This window comes from Pseudomonas sp. NPDC098740 (assembly GCF_044760065.1).
GTDB lineage: Bacteria > Pseudomonadota > Gammaproteobacteria > Pseudomonadales > Pseudomonadaceae > Aquipseudomonas > Aquipseudomonas rossensis.
Window position 1 is genome coordinate 67,953 of sequence record NZ_JBIWAM010000009.1, and the last position, 18,818, is coordinate 86,770.

Sequence of the window (18,818 nt, forward strand, 5' to 3'; positions counted from 1 at the left end):
TCAGGGCGTGAGGTCCGAGCGATTGACCAGCCAATCGAGCAGCAAGTGGCTATCGCGGCGTGGCTCGGGAACTGGCCGAGTGCGCGGGTGATGGCCCATGCCGACGCACAGCACCGGCCGGTCCGGGTCACTGTCGAGAAAACTGATGAGTACGTCGCTGCCGGCCTTTGGCAGGCTGGACGGGTCAATCCGAGCGTCCGGCGCTGCAAGGGCCACCGGTAACCAGATGCCGGCAGATTCAAGCGGATTCGCTTGCGCTGTTGGCCACAGCCTGACCTGTATTCGACCTCGATCATCCAGCGCTGCCGGTTGCCCGGCAGGGCCAAGCACCCGGGCAGGTTGATAACCCGGGATGCTCGGCCTGGTCTTTCTGAGCGCCGGCCTGAAGACCGTTGACCAGGGAATGGCGGTGAATTGATTGCAGTAATGGCGGACAGTGACGGGTTTGTCGGCGGCAAGAATCGAAGGTTGGTGCCCCTGATGTCGGGTTTCGGTGAGCAGCCACTGATCGTTGAAATTCGGCAGTGGATGTTCTGACACTTGCACTATCCGTGCGCTGCGCAGTGCGCTCTGGTTGCTTCGACCGTGGATCTGCAGGTTCTGGCAACGCAGACGTTCCAGTTGTCGTCGGCTCAACTGATCGTGATGGATGTGCTCGGCCGCGGGGCGGGCCATCACGGGCAATGGTGTGCTGAAAGCGTGGTTGGCCGCGCCCTCGTCGGGGTTTTGCGAGCCACGGTTTCTGGCCGGCAGTCGTGAGGGAAAGGGCGGCGAGTCATGGCGCTGGAACAGCTCACTTATCACCGGCACGTCACTTTCGTCGAGTGTGTTGCCCTGGAAAGGCGTAAGTAACGGTTCCTGGGGGAAACTCAGGCTGTCATCCGCCAGGACCAGCACATGCCCGTCGCGCTGATGTTCGAAGTGATAGTGAATGCCTTCTTCTTCACACAGCCGTTGCAGCAATGCCAGATCGCTCTCCTCGTACTGAATGCAAAAAGGTCGGAGCGGATAGTGCCCGTTCGACAATTCGAAGCGATAGCTCCCCTCGGGCACATCATGTTCCTCCAGGAGTTGGCGCAGGATCATCGGTACGCTGAGGTGATGAAAGACGCGGCGTGAACGCTGCCGGTCGAGCCATTGAAGGTAGGGCACCAGCACCAGTTTGTAGCCGATCCGGTGGGGGCCGCGATGCTCGCGACTAGCACTGTGAAGGACGCCGTGAATACCCTGGCCCTCCATCAAGCTGAGGAACACCGGCTGTTGCAGCAATCGGTCGAGGTTCATGGCCGGTGCGAGGCCGATGACTTCGATGTCGAATCGATAGGGCTGGTTGAGGGCTTCTCGGCCACTGAACTGCAACACCTGCAAACTCAAATCGCCGTCGAGAAGTGTCAGGGTGAAGGGACTTTCCTTGTCGTTGTGCATCGAACGCGCTTCTGCCATGGAATTCGGGCGCAGAGGGTACGAAACCACAGCCCTTTATGGTCACCGCAAATCGAAGTTTCAGAATCGCCCTACAACTGCCGGTGAAGATGTCGATTGGTCATGCGGGTGAACAGGGTGGATTTTTTGGTCGATTGCCAACTTTAGGGCGTATAAACTTGCGCCATGCGTCGGCCAATAGATGTCTCGGCGCCACAGATCAAGAGAGTGAGTAATGGGCGCACAGTGGAAGGTTAAACACAAAGAAGCGGCATCTAACGCCAAGGGCAAGATCTTCGGCAAACTGGTAAAAGAAATCACCATCGCTGCCCGTAACGGTGCCGATACTGCCACCAACGCACACCTGCGTCTGGTGGTCGAGCAGGCCAAGAAAGCCTCGATGCCCAAGGAAACCCTGGATCGCGCGATCAAGAAAGGCGCGGGCCTGTTGGGCGAAACCGTGCAATACCATCGCGTAACCTATGAAGGCTTCGCACCGCATCAGGTACCGCTGATCGTTGAATGCGTGACCGACAACATCAACCGCACCGTTGCTGAAATCCGCGTCGCGTTCCGCAAGGGCCAATTGGGCGCTTCCGGTTCGGTAGCGTGGGACTTCAACCATGTCGGCATGATCGAGGCGTCCCCGGACAGCCCAGACGCCGATCCGGAAATGGCCGCCATCGAAGCCGGCGCCCAGGATTTCGAGCCGGGTGAAGAAGAGGGCGCGACCCTGTTCCTGACCGAGCCTGCGGACCTGGATGCCGTGCAGAAAGCCCTGCCCGAGCAAGGGTTCACCGTGTTGTCGGCCAAGCTGGGCTATCAGCCGAAAAACCCGGTCAGCGGTCTGAGCGATGAGCAGATGGCTGAAGTCGAAGCCTTCCTCGAAGGCCTCGATAACCACGATGACGTGCAGGACATGTTTGTCGGGTTGGCGGGTTAAACCGCTTCGAGCGTGTGATGACGTGTGGCGAGGTCCCTCGCCACAGGTTTGTGTTGGCTTCCAGTGGTTGAGGCCAATACCGTCAGCGCCTGAACAAGCTCGCTGAACCCCGGTCGCGTCAGCACCTGCGGCTGACAGCAGCGCTGCTGCAATTGCTCCAACTGCGCACGACCTTCATCGCTCAACCCCGAGTCGATTCGCTCCAACAGTTCCCCCAGCAAAACACCAAACGCCCGTACCTCGATCCGTTGCAGCGCACGGCTTTCAAGGCTGTCCGAGGTGGCATGGAACGACGCCGCGCCAAAATCCCCCAGCAGGCAATCACCGTGCTCATTCCACAGAATGTTGTGGCCGTAGAGGTCGCCGTGGGTGATGCCATGTCGGTGCAAATGTTCGGCTGCCGAGGCGATGCCACAGGCGATGCGCAATGCCACGCCAGCGCTGAACCGGGTGTCGTTGGCGTAAACGTCGCGGGTACATGACACCAGGCTCGGCAGCCCGGACAGATTGCGATAGCTCGGATCGATCAATTGCATCACCAGCCCGACTTGGGCTTCTGGATGCCCGACGACGCGCCCTTCAACCCGGATCAGGTTGGGGTGACAGCCGGCGGTGATGCAGGCGTTCATTTCGTGCAACGGCGAGCCATCGCTGGTCATTTCGCCTTTGTAGAGTTTGACGGCGACCTGTGTGGCCGGTTGGCCCGGTCGATCCCACATTGCTCGATGAATCACTCCCGACGCACCTTCGCCCAGTTGCTGCTCCAGACGCAGCTCGGACCAGGGAATGCGGGGCGTGGCTTCGAGAGCGGCCGCATCGGCTTCGGTCTCCAGCGGGTTACCGGCGTACGCCAGCCAGGTCAGGCTCGGCAGGGACAGCAGCCACTCGGGCAACTCGGTCAACCGGTTGGCGGCGATGCGGATCAGTTCGAGTCGATGGCAATGACGCAAGCTCTCCGGCAAACGTTGCAAGCGGTTGCCAGCAAGCATGAGTTTTTGCAGGTGCGGGCGTTCACCCAGCTCGGCCGGCAGTTCAGTGATGCAGTTATCGGTCAGGATCAGCCAGCGCAGCAACGGTGGCAGGGCCGTGCCTGGCACGCGTTCGATGCGGTTGGCCTTGAAGCCGACCATCGTCAGTGCGGCGCATTGGCCCAGGCAGTCGGGCAGTTCGGTGAACAGATTGTCCGAGCAGAACAACACGCGCAAACGGGTCAGGCGGTGCAAGTCGTTCGGCAGACTGCTCAAGGCATTGCCGCTGAGGTCGAGGACTTCCAGCGAGTCCGCCAGGTCGAAGATTTCTCGCGGAAACTCCGTCAGGCCGCCGGTGAGGTCAAGGCGGGTAATGCCCGACAGTTGGCCGGCGCGTAGTTGGGCAAGGGTATCCATGAACAGATTCACTTTGATCGGGAGGAGGGCGCGGAGGCCAGAGAAAGGGCGACATGATAGCGGGAAACGTGTGGTGTCTGTCAGGCAGGGCTGATCGCGATGACTGAACATCCCTTGGTGCAGTTGCGCAAACAACTCATGAAAATGCAGGCGCTGTTTTTCCGCGATAGGAATGGCCTGGAAAAACCCGTCGAGCAGCCAGCTCTTGCCGCGACCCACGGCGCCATGCACAAACTCGCCAGCCCCCCAACCTGTAGCAGCTGCCGAGCCAGCGAGGCTGCGTTCGGTTCGGGCCGCGTTCGGACGAAGCAGTCGTAAAACCAAACACCGCGGTCATTCAGGTAAACCACAGGGAATGGATGGGCGACTGCTTCGCAGCCGAACGCAACCTCGCAGGCTCGGCAGCTGCTACATCGATTGCGTTCCTGCTGGAAGTTATGGGGTGTTTGTCAGTTACCGCTCGATACTGCGATTCCAGCGTGCATTCCACGCCGGGCGCTGTTCGTTGACCTGATCCCAATCGATTGCAATGGCCGTGGTCAGGTACTGTTTCATCGCCTCGACCTGACCGCGGGTTTTGTCGGTGGTCGGGGTATTAGGGTTGGACGGGATCTGGTCGCCATCTTCAAGCGCGGCAGCCTGAGCTTCCTGCGTCAGCAAGAAAGCGGCGAGTTTCTGCGCCAGTTCCGGCTGAGTGTTGTTGGCGATGGCACATTCGGCCACGTTGAGCACCACGGCGCCTTCCTTCGGTTGCGCATACTCCACCGGCATGCCCTTGAGTTTCAGGGCGGTGACCTGGGTCGGCGTGAGCGGGAACAGCGCCGCTTCGTCGGTCTGAAGCATTTCGGAAATCTTCGCCGAGCTCGGGATGTACTCCAGCACGTTGCGCCCGACAGTATTCGGCCAGGCTTTGAACCCCGGCTCGACGTCGGTTTCGCTGCCGCCCTGAATCCGGTTGAACATGAGGAAACCGTGCAGGCCGAAGGTCGAGGAGGCCATCGACTGGAACACCAGTTTGTCCTTGAAACGCGGGTCGGCCATGTCCATCCACGAGGTCGGCGCGGTCCAGCCTTTCTCCTTGAACAACCGCGTGTTGTACGCCAGTCCGGTCACGCCGAGGCTGACCGCCACCGCTTGATCCTTGATGCGGCCCTTGGCCGGAATCTGCGCCAGCGGTGCGCTGTCTTCGAGTTTGTCGCACAGCCCCATGGCGATGGCGCGGTACATGATGCCGTCGTCGAGGAACATCACGTGCATCTGCGGGTTGCCTTTGCTGGCCTGGACCTTGGCCAGAATATCGGCGGAGGTGCCGGGCACAATCACCACTTTGACGTTGTTGGCCTTCTCGAAAACCGGCAGCACCTTGTCGGCGTAGAGCCGCTCCATAGTCCCACCGTTCATGCCCAGGTAAAGCGTCGGTTCGGCCTGGGCCTGGCTGACCGTGAGCAGGGCGCCCAAGCAGGAGAAACCGAGCAGTGCAGTGCGTTTGACGTTATTCATTGGCGCGACCTTCCTCTATCAAGCAACGGAGATGGAGTGAAACCGGGTGATGGAAAACGCATCCAGCGACGTTTTTGAAGCGCCGCTGCAGATGATTTCGGTGAGCGCCTGGCCCACCGCGGGGCCGATCTGAAAGCCCGCACCGGCAAAGCCGAACGCGTGCAGCAGACCGGGTTGAGTGCCACTGTGGCCGATCACCGGTTGGCGATCGGGCAGGTAACCTTCGGTGCCGCTCCAGGTGCGAATCGCCTGGGCGCCTTCAAGAAACGGATAAAGCTCGACGGCCTGACGCAGGATCTCGATCACAGCGTGTTGACCGGGCCGGGCGCGAGCGTCGTCGAGGGCAAAACCCTGGCCGCCACCCAACACACAATTGCCGCGAGCGACCTGACGGGCATAGATACCGCCGCCCTCGACCCCGGTGCTGGCATTCATCACCAGCGGCAACGGCTCGGTGACCAGCATCGCCGGATGCCCGGCGTGCATTGGCACCGCCTCACCGAAGTGATCTGCCAGGGTGCCGGCCCAGGCTCCGGCGCAATTCAGCAGCCAGGGCGCCTGCAGCTCCAGACTGGTTGGCGTGCTGACGCGAAAGCGTTGACCGTCGTGTTCCACCGCCGTCACCGGGCATTGTTCATGGACCTGCGCGCCATGCCGCCGCGCCGCCCGGGCAAACGCCGGGGAGACCAGTCGCGGGTTGGCGTGACCGTCATCGGGGCAAAACGAGGCACCGACCGCCACCTCGCCGACCCACGGAAAACGTGCGCGTAATTCACTGCGCTCAAGCACCTGCAAATCGAGGCCAAAGCCCCGACTGTTGGCGGCATAGTCTTGCAAGGCGTGCAGATCGTTGAGGCTGCGGGCCAGTTTCAGATGGCCGCTGCGCTGATACTCACCGTCAATGCCAATCAGCTGCGGCAGTTGCCCCCAGATGTCGTGGGCTCGCTGCGACAACGGCAGTTGCGACAACGGTCGCCCCTGACGCCGCACGCCGCCGTAGTTCACGCCGCTGGAATGCGAGCCACAGAAGTCCCGCTCCAGTAGCGCCACGCGACGCCCGGCCTTGCTCAGAAACAGCGCGGCGGAGGCGCCAACAATTCCGCCGCCAATGATGACGGCATCGACTTCGATCATGACTCGACCTCAAGACCAAACGGCAGGGGTTTGATGGGGGCCTGAGCCCGAAGCCTGCCGATGTCGGACACGCAGCGCTGACTTTCGCAGGCAATGATTTCCGCGGCGGCGGCGCCACACATCCGGCCCTGACAGCGGCCCATGCCGACCCGGCAATGGGCCTTGACCCGGTTGATCTCCCAATGGCCCTCGCGCACGACTTGGCGGATGTCACCGGCCAGCACTTCTTCGCAGCGGCAGATCATCAAATCATTCGGGGCATCGGCGGCCCAGTTCTCGGGAAAGACGAAGGCCCGTTCCAGGCCTTGGCGGAAGGTATCGATCCGTCCCAGCGCCTGCTCCAATTGCGCACCACGCTGCGGCGGGATCAGGCAACCGGTGTCTTCGAGCAACGCCAGAGCTGCGCGTTCGCCGGCCATTTCCGCCGCGTCGGCGCCCATGATGCCGGCACCGTCACCGGCCAGGTAAACCTCGGCGACACTGCTGCGCCCGGCGCTGTCACGTTGCGGCAGCCAGGCGCGGTTGATCGGGTTCCAGGTGAACTCACAGCCGAGCAAATCGGCGAGTTGGGTTTCACTGCGCAGGCCGTGGGCGAAGGCGACGGCGTCGCAATCGAGTTGCTGTTCACCTTTTGAGTTGGACCAGTTCAACGACTGCACACGTTGTTCGCCATTGATGCGTTTCAGGATTGCGCCCTGATATACCGGGATGCCGTGGGCGGTCAACCAACTGCGGTAATAGATGCCTTTGGCGAGGGTGGCCGGTTGCGAGAGCAGACCGGGCAGGGCGCGGGCCTGAGCGCTAAAAGGCGAACTGTCGAGCACCGCGACCACCTTGGCACCGGCCTTGGCGTATTGATACGCCACCAGATACAGCAACGGCCCGCTGCCGGCGAACACCACGCGTTCACCGATGGCGCAGCCTTGAAACTTGAGGGCGATCTGCGCCGCGCCGAGGCTGTAAACCCCCGGAAGGGTCCAGCCCGGTACCGGCAAAATCCGGTCGGTGGCGCCCGTGGCGACGATCACGCGGGAGAACGCCAGCCGCGCGGCGCGGCCTTCATGCAAGGTGTCGAGCGCGCCGTCCTCGGCGTTCCATACCAACGTCTCGGGACGGTAATCGAGTTGCTCGCGCAGCGCGTCAATCGTCTGATGCAGCGCGTTGGCCTTACCGGCTTCGAAGCCATATAACTTGACCGGCGAGCGCTTGAAGTTTGCCGGTTGGCGACGATAAATCTGCCCGCCACCGCGTGCTGCTTCGTCCAGCAGCACCGGGCGAACGCCGTGGGCGACCAGGGTTTGTGCTGCACGAATGCCGGCCGGGCCGGCGCCGATGATGATCACGGAATTCATATAGACCCCATGAGGTTCAAGATCAAAAGATCGCAGGCTTCGCCAGCTCCTACAGGAGACCGCGTTCGGCGTAGGAGCTGGCGAAGGCTGCGATCTTTTGGGCGCACCGGATAAATGACTGTCATACGCTGCGTCCCGGTTCGCGGTTGATCTGCTGCCCGGCTTCGAGCAACGTCGAGCAGGCACGCACGCGTCGACCATCGCCCAGTCGAACCCAGCAGTCCTGACACGCACCCATCATGCAAAACCCGGCACGGGGTTCGGCGCTAAAGTCGCTGCCGCGCAAGTGTTCGCTGCAGGTCAGCACCGCCGTCAGCAAGGTGTCGCCGAGCAGGCCAGTGGCAGGTGTGCCGTCGAGGGTAAAGTCCAGGGCCGGGCGGTCGCCTTCGGCCAGTCGTTTCAGCAGAGCCATGGCACCCTCATTGTTTACCCACCAGAACCCGATCGAGGCCGTAGACCCGGTCGAGCAAAATCATCGTCAGCGCGGTCAACCCAATCACCAGTGCCGACACCGCCGCCATCATCGGATCGATGGATTCGGTGGCGTACACGTACATCCGCACCGGCAGGGTTTGCGTGGCCGGTGAGGTGACGAAAATCGACAAAGTGACCTCATCGAAACTGTTGATGAACGCCAGCAGCCAGCCACCGGCCACCCCTGGCAGAATCATTGGCAAGGTGATTTCCCTGAACAGCGTGAAGCGCCCGGCACCGAGCGATTGCGCGGCGTGTTCGGCGCTGCGGTCCAGGCCGATGGCCGACGCCAGCACCAGTCGCAGCACATACGGCGTGATCACCAGCACGTGGGCGAAAATCAGCCAGGCGAAGCTGCCATTCACGCCCATCAGCGCAAACAAACGCAGCAACGCCACACCCAGCACCAAGTGCGGAATGATGATCGGCGACAGGAACAGACCGTTGAAAAAGTCGCGTCCGGGGAACTCGAAGCGCGTAATCGCCAGCGCCGCCGGCACCGCTATCAGCGTCGCCAGACTGGCAGCGCAAAAGGCCAGGATCAGGCTGTTGTAGAACGCATCGACAAAGTCAGCACGCTCGAACACCGCACGAAACCAGCGCAGGGAAAACTCTGTGGTCGGCAGGCTCAGGGTGTTTTCCGGGGTGAAGGCCACGAGGCAAACCACCACCAGTGGCGCCAGCATGAACAGCACCACCAGGGTATGGAACAGCAGGGCGAAAGGACCGTTCTTGGACATGACGAGTTATCCCAATGACTTCTTGTAGCGGCCTTCGATCATCCGGTTCCACGACAGCATGATCAGCAGGTTGAGCAACAGCAGGGCCACAGCGATGGCCGCGCCCATCGGCCAGTTGAGCTCCGACAGGTATTGGTCATAGATCAGCGTGGCGACCATTTTTATCCGGCGTCCGCCGAGCAGACCGGGGATGGCGAACGAACTGGCGGCCAGGCCGAACACGATCAAGGTGCCGGAGAGCACGCCCGGCATGATCTGCGGCAACACCACTTGGCGCATCACGGTGAAGTGGCTGGCACCGAGGGACATCGCGGCCTGCTCGGCGGCCGGGTCGAGTTTTTGCAGCGAGGTCCAGACCGGGATGATCATGAACGGTAGCATCACGTGGACCAGCGCAATCACCACCGCGAACGGCGTGTAGAGCAGCTTCATCGGCGAGCCGCCGAAGGCTTGCAGGGTCTGGTTGACCAGGCCGTCGGCACCCAGCAACAGGCTCCAGCCGAAGGCGCGCACCACCACCGAAATCAGCAACGGGGTGAGGATCAGAATCAGGAAAATCGAGCGCCACGGCGTGCCCATGCGGCTGAGGATGTAGGCCTCGGGCACGCCGATCACCACGCAGATCAGGGTGGTCAGGGCGCTGATCCACATCGTGCGCAAAAAGATCTCGTAGAAGTACGGGTCGCCCAGCAGGCTGCTGTAGTGGTCGAGGGTGTAGGCATCGCCGTTGATCCCCGAGCTGTAGTCGAAGACGTTGAATGACAGCACCAAGGTCAGCAGCAGCGGGATAACCAGCAGGCTGAGGTATAAGGCCAGGGCCGGTGCCGACAGCCAGTAACCCTGGCGTCCCTGGCGAATGGCGACAAGCGTACTCATGCCGGCACCTCGTCGACACTCAGTACCCGCAGCAACGTTGCATCCCAATCAAGGCCGACCGCCGTGCCTTCGGTCAGCGGTGCCGAACCGTCGTTGCGGCGCACCACGCTGAGTTCGCCCAGGGTCGTCGATACGCCGTACAGCCATTGGCTGCCGAGAAAGAAGCGGCTGACGATGTTGCCCTGCAGACGACCCTGACCTTTGTCCCGCAGATCGATTTTTTCCGGACGCAGGCTCAAGGTCAGTTCGCCGTCGCCATGGCTGCACACCTGGACGACACCGGCGCTATCACGCTCGCCCGGCAGCAGGTTGGCCTTGCCGACGAAACCGGAAATGAACTCGGTGCGCGGGTGTTCGTAGAGGGTGTAAGGCGCGTCGATCTGGGTGATGCGCCCGGCCTGCATCACCACCACCCGGTCGCTGATGGACAGCGCTTCGGACTGATCATGGGTGACCATCAGCGTGGTGATCCCGACTTCGCGCTGGATGCGGCGGATCTCGAATTGCATCTCTTCGCGCAGGTTGGCGTCGAGGTTGGACAGCGGCTCATCCAGCAGCAGCACCGGCGGCTCGATCACCAGGGCCCGAGCGAGGGCAACGCGTTGACGCTGGCCACCGGAGAGTTCCCGGGGGTAACGCTCGGCATGCTGGTTCAGGCGCACCAGTTTCAGCACCCGGTCCACCCGCTGCTGCAACTCGCCGTTGGCCACTTTGCGCATGCGCAGGCCGAAGGCGACGTTGTCCTTCACGGTCATGTGCGGGAACAGCGCGTAGCTCTGGAACACCACGCCCAGACCACGGCTGGCGGGTTTGGCGTGGGTGATGTCGCGACCGTCCAGCACAATGCGTCCGCTGCTGACTTCGACGAAGCCGGCGATCATTTGCAAGGTGGTGGTTTTGCCGCATCCGGAGGGGCCGAGCAGCGAGACGAACTCGCCTTTCTCGACCGAGAGGTTGGTCGCAACGACGGCGTCGATCTCGCCGTAACGTTTGCCGAGTCCTTCAAGTTGCACAAAAGCCATAACTGCGCTCCACCTGAGATTGTTATGCGTCGCCCGAAGGCGCGCTTTTTTGTATGGGCAGATACGAAAAGGTCTTGCTGGGTGCGTTGGCGCTCGATTTCAGTCGGCTGCCGCTGTTGTTCGAATCGCCCCTGTCTGGACGCAGAGTAGGACGAAGAATAGGATGGGCTCAATGGCCTATTTCACTGAAGCGATGATTATTTTCAGGTTCATTCGGTGAGTAAATTAATACTCGAGAAAACCCATGACAGATTCCATTGAGCGGAATGAAAGTAAAAGTGATGTCGGTGTTGGTGCGGTCTCCAGACTGTTTGCCGTGCTGCGCAGCCTGGGTGACACCGTCGAGGGCGGGGAGCGGGTGACGCAACTGGCCCAGCGCATCGGTTTGTCGCAACCGACCACGCACCGATTGCTGCGCAGTTTGATGGATGAGGGGATGGTCGAGCAGGATGCGCGCAGCAAACGCTATCGCCTGAGCCTGGAGTTCTTTGCGCTGGCGGCCCGCGCCGGGAACACCGGAAACCTGCGCGAACTGGTGCGGCCGGCGTTGCTGCGGCTGTCGGCATCGTTGGGGGATTCGTTGTTCTTGCTGGCGCGCAGTGGTTTTGATGCGATCTGCCTGGACCGCAGCGAAGGGCCGTTTCCGATCCGCACCTTTACCGGTGACATCGGCGGGCGCGTAGCACTGGGGGTGGGGCAGGGCAGCCTGGCGATTCTGGCGTTCCTGCCGGAAGAAGAGCGCGACACGGTGATTCACTACAACTTGCCGAGGCTCAAGGATTTCCACCTGTACGACGAGGTGTTCCTGCGCTCGGAAGTCGAGAATGTGCGCAAACTGGGTTATGCCGGGCGCAACACCGGCGTGTTGCAGGGCATGGCCGGGGTGGCAGTGCCGATTCTGGATCGTGAAGGGCGGGCGGTCGCGGCATTGAGTGTGGCCACCGTCAGTGATCGGCTGGGGCCGGATCGCTTGCCGACGGTGGTGGAAATGCTCAAGCGCGAAGCGGCACTGATCGGACCGCGGATCAATCCGTTCGACCCGTTGCTGCGTAGGCCTTCGCAAGTGTTCGGGCAGGGTTGAAAAGATCGCAGCCTGCGGCAGCTCCTACACAGATTTTGAGTTCCCCTGTAGCTGCCGAAGGCTGCGATCTTTTGATCTTTTAAAACCGTACCGTCTGCTTGAGCATCTGCGCCGCCGGCGTATCCGTCGGGCTGACCATCGCGTAGTTGTACCCGCCCCCTGACCAGTACTCGGCCTGCAACTCGCCATCGCTACGACTGCCCCTCGGCAACAGGTAGTTTTTTGGTCCCGGTGGGCGGACGTAGAAGCTGATTTTGTGTCCGCCCTGATCCTCGTAAACCACCATCGCCGCCGGCCCTTGCTCGGTGCTCAGCAAGCGTCCGCTGACCGGTTTGAAGCCTGCTCCCGAAAGGTCAGGCAAGCGATTGGCCTGAGTGAAATAGCGGTCGAGCCAACCCTGCATGTCACCGTCATCGCTGACTTTGTAGTCGGCCGGCAGGATGCCTTGCTGGGCAATCAGGCGATAGGCCTGCAGGGCATCGGTCATCGGCAGTTGGGCACTGACGAGCGTCATCTCCCGGGCTTGCCAACCGCTGAATCCGCCGACGCTGACCGCGATCAGCAACACGGCGGCGCTGGCCAGGTGACGGCGAGATTGTCGTTTGAGGCGTTGGCGAATCAGCGTCGGGTCGAGGTCCGGGTTGGCCGGTTGCTGCAGGGCGCCGCTCAATGCCGCGCGCAATTGCTGGGCGTCCTGCTGCCAGGCACGCACTTTGGCAGCCATTTCAGCGTTGCTGGCCAGAAAAGTTTCCACCAGACGTCGGTCGGCATCGCTGAGTTGCTGGTCGACATAGGCGTGCAGGTCACGCTCGCTTGGGGGCAGGCTGATCATTTGAGTCTCCGCAGAGAAGGGCGGGTGATTTCGCCGTCGCTGAGTTGGCGCAGGGCCTGGCGGGCGCGGGACAGGCGGGACATCACGGTGCCGGTGGGGACGTCGAGAATCTCGGCGACCTCTTTATAACTCAAGCCTTCGACCGAGACCCAGAGCAGCAGGGCGCGTTGTTCGGTGGTGAGCTGGTCAAAGGCTTTCAGGGTCGATTGGGCGATCACGGTGCGCTCCACCGACGGTTGTGTATCGTCACGCCCGGTGAAGAATTCGAGCATCCGTGCATAACGCCGGGAGCGCCGGTGAGCATCGAGAAACTGTCGATACAGAATCGAAAACAACCAGGCGCGCAAGTCGCCCTCGGGGCGTTTGTCGCCCCAACTCGACAGCGCGCGCTCAAGGCAAGACTGCACCAGGTCGTCGGCGCCGCTGGGATTGCGCGTCAACGACACGGCAAACCGGCGCAATCTGGGAAGGATTTCTCTCAGTCGTTCGTCGATATCGTTCATGAAGTTCTGACTAGTCACTACGCTGTGGACTAGAGAGACGCCCGGCATGCGAGGTTATTCCACGCCTGAAAAAATAAATACCGCGCGATGGAATAAACCGCCGTGGGGTTCGTCTGCTTGATCCTTCTCACTTGTGGCCGATGGCCCTGGAGTCTTTCATGGTAGATCGCTCATCACCGCCAACCCGGCCACCCTTGAGTGCCGCGAGCCTGACATTACGTCTGGCCGGTATCGCTGTGGTGGTTGCCGTCCTGGCCGGGGCTTTTGCCTACGTCAACGGCACCTTTGACCCACAGCGTCTGACGCCGAAAAAGCTGATCAATGTGCTGGAAACCAACAACGGGGTGCACCCGGGCTTCCGGCGTAATCATTCCAAAGGCGTGTGCGTGATCGGACATTTCGAGAGCAGCGGCGAGGCGCGCAGTTATTCCAGTGCTCAGGTGTTCAATGAAGCGAGGACCCCGGTGGTCGGGCGTTTCGCATTACCGGCCGGTAATCCTTATGCGCCAGACAACAGCGTGCCGATCCGCAGCCTGGCCTTGCGATTCACCCAGGCCAACGGCCAGCAGTGGCGCACCGGGATGAACAGCATGCCGGTGTTCCCGGTGGGCACGCCCGAAGCGTTCTACCAATTGCAACAAGCCCAGTCACCGGACCCGGCCACGGGCAAACCGAATCCTGCTGCCGTGCCAGCGTTCTTCGGTTCGCATCCGGAAGCGGCACCGTTCCTGGCCTGGATCAAAACGGCCAAGCCGTCGGCCAGTTACGTGACGGAAACCTACAACAGCGTCAATGCGTTTTACCTGGTGAACGCGGCCGGTCAGCGGCAGGCGGTGCGCTGGAGCATGGTGCCCGTCGCTCAGGATGCAGCGGGTGCTACGGCGCCTGAAGGGGGTGAATTCCTGGAAAAGGACCTGGTTCAGCGGATCTCCGCAGGGCCGCTGCGTTGGCAACTGAACATCACGCTGGCCAACCCTGGCGATCCGGTCAACGACGCCAGCAAGGCCTGGCCCGAGGGTCGCAAAGTGTTGAACGCCGGCACCCTGGTGCTCGAAAGCACCCAGCCGCAACTCAATGGCGAATGCCGTGACATCAACTACGACCCGCTGGTACTGCCCGCCGGTATAGAAAGTTCCGACGACCCATTGCTCGCCGCTCGTTCAGCGGGGTACGCCACTTCCTACTTGCGTCGTACCAGCGAAGTCAGCCAGTTGCCCGCTGCTAATAAACAGGAGTCTCGTCAATGAGCGCTCAACCGAACCACTTCGCGCCTTTAGCGCGATTGCTGCACTGGCTGATGGCGCTGATGATCATTGCCATGCTGTTTATCGGCGCGGGCATGGCCGCTTCGGTGTCCGAGCGTTATGAGTGGCTGATTCATCTGCACAAACCCTTGGGCGTCGCGATTCTGCTGCTGGTGATCGTGCGCCTGGCCGTGCGCTTTTCCACTCAACAGCCACCGCTGCCAGCGGATCTGCCGGGTTGGCAAGCGCTAGTGGCCAGGGCTTCACATGTTTTGCTGTACGCCTTGATGCTGATTCTGCCACTGCTGGGTTGGGCGATGATTTCGGCGGCGGGGGATCCGGTGATGCTCAGCAGTTCATTGCAGTTGCCATCGATCCTGCCCGCGAATGCGCAGGTGTTTGCGTTCCTGCGCAAGGCTCACGGGTATTTGGCGTATCTGCTGTTCTTGACGGTGCTGCTGCATTTGGCGGCGGCGTTGTTTCACGGCTGGGTGCGTCGCGATGAGGTGCTGGACAGCATGTTGCGGGGGAAGGATCGCGGATGACCTAAAGGCTGGCGAGGCACTGTGGCGAGGGGGCTTTCATGGACAGCGTTCGCCACCAATAGAGCAACGCCACAGCATTGATGCCTGCGCCCAGCAGGCATACGCCGAGCCACCCGGCCCATGCGTACATCGCCGTCGAACCGATCGACCCCAAGGCGCTGCCAACTGAATAGAACAGCATGTAGCCGGCGGTGAGTCGGCTTTGGGCTTCGGGGCGCACGCTGTAGATCATGCTCTGGCTGGTGACGTGCACGGCCTGCAAACCCAGATCCAAGGTAATCACGCCAAGCAGCAATGCCCACAATGAGGACTGGGTGAAGGCGATCGGCAGCCAGGAAACCAGCATCAACAGGAGTGACAAACCGCTGGTCCATTGTCCCAGGCCACGATCAGCCAGATGCCCGGCGCGAGCGGCGGCCAGTGCACCGGCGACACCTGCCAGTCCGAATAATCCGATTTGTGTGTGGGACAACGACATCGGCGGAGCGCTCAGCGGTAGCACCATGGGCGTCCACAACACCATGGCGCTGGCGAAGGTCAGTAGCGCAAGCACCGCCCGCTGGCGCAGCACCGGTTCTTCCTTGAACAGCGTGAATACCGAGCCCAGTAAGGCGCCGTAGGAACTGGCGGGTTGCGCATCTTCATGCTTGGGCAACACACGAAACAGCAGCAACGCCATCACCAGCGTCAAACCCGCTGACAACAGATAAATCGAACGCCAACCGGCGAGGTCAGCCATGCCGCCGGCCACTGTCCGGGCGAGCAGAATACCGACGACGATGCCGCTGGTGACCACACCGACCACACGCCCTCGCTGTTCCGGGATGGCCAATGTCGCGGCGTAGGCCACCAACACTTGGGTCACGACAGCCAATAACCCGGTCAATGTCATGCCGATCAGCAGCCAGATGTTGTCAGGCGCCAGTGCGATCATGAGCAAGGCCAGCGCCGACAGCACAGTTTGCGTAACGATCAGGCGCCGGCGATTGAGCAGGTCACCCAGCGGCACCAGCAACACCAAGCCTGCGCCGTAACCGACTTGAGTCAGCGTGACGACGATGCCGACGGTTGCGGGGTCCATGGCGAAGGCCTCGGCCATGGCATCGAGCAGCGGTTGTGCGTAGTAAACATTGCCGACGGCCAGGCCGCAGGCGATGGCAAACAGCAGCACCACGGCGCCGCTCAATGGATGTTCAGGTTTCATGACGGGCTTCCTTGTGTGGTTTCAAAGTGAAACCAGTTGTACGGTAAGGAAGCTGGTTTTATATTGCAACTACATTTGATGGAGGTGAGCGCGCTCATGGCTAAACGTACAAGCATGGAAAACGCCGAATGCCCGGTTGCCCGTTCCCTGGATGCCATTGGTGATGGGTGGTCGTTGCTGATCGTGCGCGATGCATTTGACGGCATACGCCGGTTCGGGGAGCTTCAGCGCAATTTGGGCATGGCCAAGAATATTTTGTCTGCGCGGCTGCGCACCCTGGTGGCCCACGGCATTTTCGACCTGGTGCCGGCATCGGACGGCAGTGCGTATCAGGAGTATGTGTTGACCGAAAAGGGCAAAGGCCTGTTCCCGTTGATCATCGGATTGCGCCAATGGGGCGAGGCGTTTTTCTATGAGGCAGGGGAGGCGCATTCGCGGGTTGTTGACCGAGAGAACGGCCGACCGGTGCAGACGCTGGAATTACGTGCCGAGGATGGGCGCTTGCTGGGCCCTGAGGATTGCGTGCGGATTGCTGCCGAGTGAGAGGCATGGCTGCATGCCGGGCATGCAGCCATCGAGCGTGATCAGCGCAAGGTATCGACCATGTCAGCCACGGTCGTCATCACATCCTTGCCCAATTGCTTCGAGCGTTTGCCAGACCAGCCGGTCAGCGCATTCGGCGCATCGTTGTTGTCCTTGAAGGGCATTTCGAGGGTCAGCGACAGGCAGTCGAATTTCTCGCCGACGCTGTTGCACGCCAGGGTCATGTTGGCTTTGCCCGGCTCGTCGCGTGTATAGCCGTGCTTGGTCTGGAAGTCCTTGGTCAGGTGCTTCAGATGGCTGCGGAAATGCTCTTCGAGTTTTTCGATTCGTGGCGTGTAGCCCGGGTTGCCTTCGCAGCCGGCGGTGAACACGTAGGGGATTTCTTCGTCGCCATGGATGTCGAGGAACAGGTCCACACCGTACTTTTCCATCTGCTGCTGAACGAACAGCACTTCCGGGCTAATTTCCTGGCTGGCGCTCTGCCAGGCGCGGTTCAGGTCCTGGCCCATGGCGTTGGTGCGCAGGTGACCGTGGAAAGCGCCGTCCGGGTTCATGTTCGGAACCAAATATAGATCGGCGCTAGTCAGCAGTTTGTTCAATATCGGATCGTCGTGTTTTTCGAGACGTTCGATCACGCCTTCCATGAACCATTCGGCCATGTGTTCGCCGGGGTGTTGCTGGGCGATGATCCAGACCTTGCGTTGACCTTCGGCGCCCGTGCCTTTACGCAGCAGTTGGATGTCTCGACCTTCGACGCTTTTGCCGGTGGCCAGCAGTTCGGTGCCGGCCTTGGACAACGCCTGCTCGATCAACCAGTCATGGCGACCGCGGCTGTAGGGTTCGAAGTAAGCAAACCAGGCGTGGGTGGCGGTGGCTTCAAGGCTGAAGCGCAGGCAGTCACCTTCGAAAATGGTCGGCACCCGGAACCAGTTGACGTGGTCGTAGGACGCCACCGCCTGATAACCATCCCAGGCTTTGTTGTAGGAGGACTTGCTGGCATTGTTCAGACGAAACCAGTGTTCCTGACCGACGTGCAGACCGCTGGCCTTGAAGTGGAACCACTGAAAGTGCTGGCTGCGGGTGTCTGGCTTGATAGCCAGCAGGGCTTGCAACGGATTGCTGATGTCCAGCACTTCAATGTTGCCACTGTCGAAGTTGGCACTGATGTCGAAAGAGGATTTAGCCACGGTCATAGTCGATTCCTGAATATGATTTTTATGGCTGTTACTTTACACGCTGGGAAGGGAAAAACCGGGGGAAATTCTGGGGTTAAGCGGGGGCGTCCTCCTTGACGCCGACGCAGCTTAGAGACTGTGCGATTGATTCTCAAGCGCTATTTTTGATTAGTTTGGGCCAATGAAGCCGGGCTTCTCTTGCCAACGGACATTCTTTTGATATCATCCGCGCCATTCGAATTTGCAGCACCTAAAGACTTCATTAGCCTGAAGGTAAAGCCAGAATAACTGGCAAAAAAAAGACCCGGCAATAAGCCGGGTCAAAAACCGTGATTAGCCTGATGAGGAGATAGTCCAGGAGACCGACCTAAGGTCACTTGGACAATCGACTGATCTCGCGACCAGCTGCATGCAATAATAATCATTCTCGTTTGCAAGTCAAATGTTTTTATCTGCGCGATTGGAAAATTCTTTCCCGTCCTCCTAGTCAGCACCCGTGTCTCACCCGTTCTGATCGTCCTCCAGGGATCGATCCACCATCGCCTTGGCCATGTCGATCATGTGCACCGCCGAAAACGCCAGGTCCCGACTTGCGCCCTGCAAATTGCTGGCTGACTCGTACGCGATGGCGGCGGCACAACGTAGCAAATCCGTGGCATGGACCAGCGCCTCTTCGCAGCTGATGTTGCGGTTTACGTCAAAGAAACGTTCTTCGACCACTTCCTCTGAAACAGCTGGTTTCAAGTAATAGTCCAGCGCTCGTTGCGCGGCGGCAGAGCCTTTGGGCGAGGTGAGGGAAGTGTCGATTTGCATGTCAGGCAGGTCGTTGCAGGGGATGGACAT

19 protein-coding genes and 1 pseudogene are annotated in these 18,818 nt (G+C 60.8%); 5 read left to right on the forward strand and 15 right to left on the reverse strand.

Features of this window, described 5'->3' with window-relative positions; translation table 11 throughout:
* Positions 1-1,425 carry a type VI secretion system Vgr family protein gene (locus ACIQU2_RS13600; RefSeq protein ID WP_403141406.1) on the reverse strand — a complete coding sequence of 475 codons (1,425 nt, stop codon included), beginning with the start codon at positions 1,423-1,425 and terminating at the stop codon, positions 1-3.
* 232 nt (positions 1,426-1,657) lie between these two features.
* Between ACIQU2_RS13600 and ACIQU2_RS13605 the strand changes: the two genes are divergently transcribed.
* Positions 1,658-2,365, forward strand: coding sequence for a YebC/PmpR family DNA-binding transcriptional regulator (locus tag ACIQU2_RS13605; RefSeq protein WP_347804387.1), 708 nt, complete (start codon positions 1,658-1,660; stop codon positions 2,363-2,365).
* Here ACIQU2_RS13605 and ACIQU2_RS13610 read toward each other — a convergent pair.
* From ACIQU2_RS13610 to ACIQU2_RS13650, 9 genes and pseudogenes are all read right to left on the reverse strand, one after another.
* On the reverse strand, positions 2,362-3,750 hold the full coding sequence (locus ACIQU2_RS13610; protein ID WP_403141726.1) for a protein kinase: 1,389 nt from the start codon (positions 3,748-3,750) through the stop codon (positions 2,362-2,364). The two genes, ACIQU2_RS13605 and ACIQU2_RS13610, sit on opposite strands and share 4 nt — an antisense overlap.
* A 150-nt stretch (positions 3,751-3,900) precedes the next feature.
* Positions 3,901-3,981 (reverse strand): annotated as a pseudogene (gene zapE / locus ACIQU2_RS13615) (AFG1/ZapE family ATPase); the annotation flags it as partial.
* Positions 3,982-4,203: 222 nt separating this feature from the next.
* Positions 4,204-5,250, reverse strand: coding sequence for an ABC transporter substrate-binding protein (locus ACIQU2_RS13620; protein ID WP_403141409.1), 1,047 nt, complete (start codon positions 5,248-5,250; stop codon positions 4,204-4,206).
* Between the two features lie 18 nt (positions 5,251-5,268).
* Positions 5,269-6,384: an NAD(P)/FAD-dependent oxidoreductase gene (locus ACIQU2_RS13625; protein ID WP_403141411.1), complete on the reverse strand. Its 1,116-nt coding sequence runs from the start codon at positions 6,382-6,384 to the stop codon at positions 5,269-5,271.
* Positions 6,381-7,736 carry an FAD-dependent oxidoreductase gene (locus ACIQU2_RS13630; protein WP_403141414.1) on the reverse strand — a complete coding sequence of 452 codons (1,356 nt, stop codon included), beginning with the start codon at positions 7,734-7,736 and terminating at the stop codon, positions 6,381-6,383. Before ACIQU2_RS13630 ends, ACIQU2_RS13625 begins: the two co-directional genes overlap by 4 nt.
* A gap of 121 nt (positions 7,737-7,857) precedes the next feature.
* Positions 7,858-8,148 carry a (2Fe-2S)-binding protein gene (locus tag ACIQU2_RS13635; protein ID WP_403141416.1) on the reverse strand — a complete coding sequence of 97 codons (291 nt, stop codon included), beginning with the start codon at positions 8,146-8,148 and terminating at the stop codon, positions 7,858-7,860.
* A gap of 7 nt (positions 8,149-8,155) precedes the next feature.
* Positions 8,156-8,950, reverse strand: a complete 795-nt coding sequence (locus ACIQU2_RS13640) for an ABC transporter permease (RefSeq protein WP_033057243.1) — start codon at positions 8,948-8,950, stop codon at positions 8,156-8,158.
* Positions 8,951-8,956: 6 nt separating this feature from the next.
* Positions 8,957-9,826, reverse strand: a complete 870-nt coding sequence (locus ACIQU2_RS13645; protein WP_403141421.1) for an ABC transporter permease — start codon at positions 9,824-9,826, stop codon at positions 8,957-8,959.
* Complete coding sequence (locus ACIQU2_RS13650; protein WP_403141423.1) at positions 9,823-10,848, reverse strand: ABC transporter ATP-binding protein; 1,026 nt, start codon at positions 10,846-10,848, stop codon at positions 9,823-9,825. Before ACIQU2_RS13650 ends, ACIQU2_RS13645 begins: the two co-directional genes overlap by 4 nt.
* A gap of 244 nt (positions 10,849-11,092) precedes the next feature.
* Here ACIQU2_RS13650 and ACIQU2_RS13655 point away from each other — a divergent pair, with 244 nt between their 5' ends.
* A complete protein-coding gene (locus ACIQU2_RS13655) occupies positions 11,093-11,929 on the forward strand; it encodes an IclR family transcriptional regulator (protein WP_008148459.1) in 837 nt (278 codons plus the stop codon).
* Between the two features lie 79 nt (positions 11,930-12,008).
* On the opposite strand, the gene ACIQU2_RS13660 is transcribed toward ACIQU2_RS13655, so the two are convergent.
* A complete protein-coding gene (locus ACIQU2_RS13660) occupies positions 12,009-12,761 on the reverse strand; it encodes an anti-sigma factor family protein (protein WP_403141431.1) in 753 nt (250 codons plus the stop codon).
* The gene (locus ACIQU2_RS13665) at positions 12,758-13,264 is read right to left on the reverse strand and encodes a sigma-70 family RNA polymerase sigma factor (RefSeq protein WP_347803597.1); all 507 of its coding nucleotides are present in this window, start codon (positions 13,262-13,264) and stop codon (positions 12,758-12,760) included. Before ACIQU2_RS13665 ends, ACIQU2_RS13660 begins: the two co-directional genes overlap by 4 nt.
* A 158-nt stretch (positions 13,265-13,422) precedes the next feature.
* On the opposite strand from ACIQU2_RS13665, the gene ACIQU2_RS13670 reads away from it, so the two are divergent.
* Together ACIQU2_RS13670 and ACIQU2_RS13675 are read left to right on the forward strand one after the other, a co-directional pair.
* Positions 13,423-14,511: a catalase family peroxidase gene (locus ACIQU2_RS13670; RefSeq protein WP_347803598.1), complete on the forward strand. Its 1,089-nt coding sequence runs from the start codon at positions 13,423-13,425 to the stop codon at positions 14,509-14,511.
* Positions 14,508-15,053: a cytochrome b gene (locus ACIQU2_RS13675; RefSeq protein ID WP_403141439.1), complete on the forward strand. Its 546-nt coding sequence runs from the start codon at positions 14,508-14,510 to the stop codon at positions 15,051-15,053. The genes ACIQU2_RS13670 and ACIQU2_RS13675 overlap by 4 nt, the downstream gene beginning before the upstream one ends.
* Before the next feature lies 1 nt (position 15,054).
* Here ACIQU2_RS13675 and ACIQU2_RS13680 read toward each other — a convergent pair whose 3' ends face one another.
* On the reverse strand, positions 15,055-16,257 hold the full coding sequence (locus tag ACIQU2_RS13680) for an MFS transporter (RefSeq protein WP_403141442.1): 1,203 nt from the start codon (positions 16,255-16,257) through the stop codon (positions 15,055-15,057).
* A 96-nt stretch (positions 16,258-16,353) separates the two neighbouring features.
* On the opposite strand from ACIQU2_RS13680, the gene ACIQU2_RS13685 reads away from it, so the two are divergent.
* Positions 16,354-16,800 carry a winged helix-turn-helix transcriptional regulator gene (locus ACIQU2_RS13685; RefSeq protein ID WP_403141444.1) on the forward strand — a complete coding sequence of 149 codons (447 nt, stop codon included), beginning with the start codon at positions 16,354-16,356 and terminating at the stop codon, positions 16,798-16,800.
* Positions 16,801-16,841: 41 nt separating this feature from the next.
* On the opposite strand, the gene ACIQU2_RS13690 is transcribed toward ACIQU2_RS13685, so the two are convergent.
* Together ACIQU2_RS13690 and ACIQU2_RS13695 are read right to left on the reverse strand one after the other, a co-directional pair.
* Positions 16,842-17,993, reverse strand: coding sequence for a M14-type cytosolic carboxypeptidase (locus ACIQU2_RS13690; protein ID WP_403141447.1), 1,152 nt, complete (start codon positions 17,991-17,993; stop codon positions 16,842-16,844).
* A gap of 483 nt (positions 17,994-18,476) precedes the next feature.
* The gene (locus ACIQU2_RS13695; RefSeq protein ID WP_347803603.1) at positions 18,477-18,818 is read right to left on the reverse strand and encodes a DUF6124 family protein; all 342 of its coding nucleotides are present in this window, start codon (positions 18,816-18,818) and stop codon (positions 18,477-18,479) included.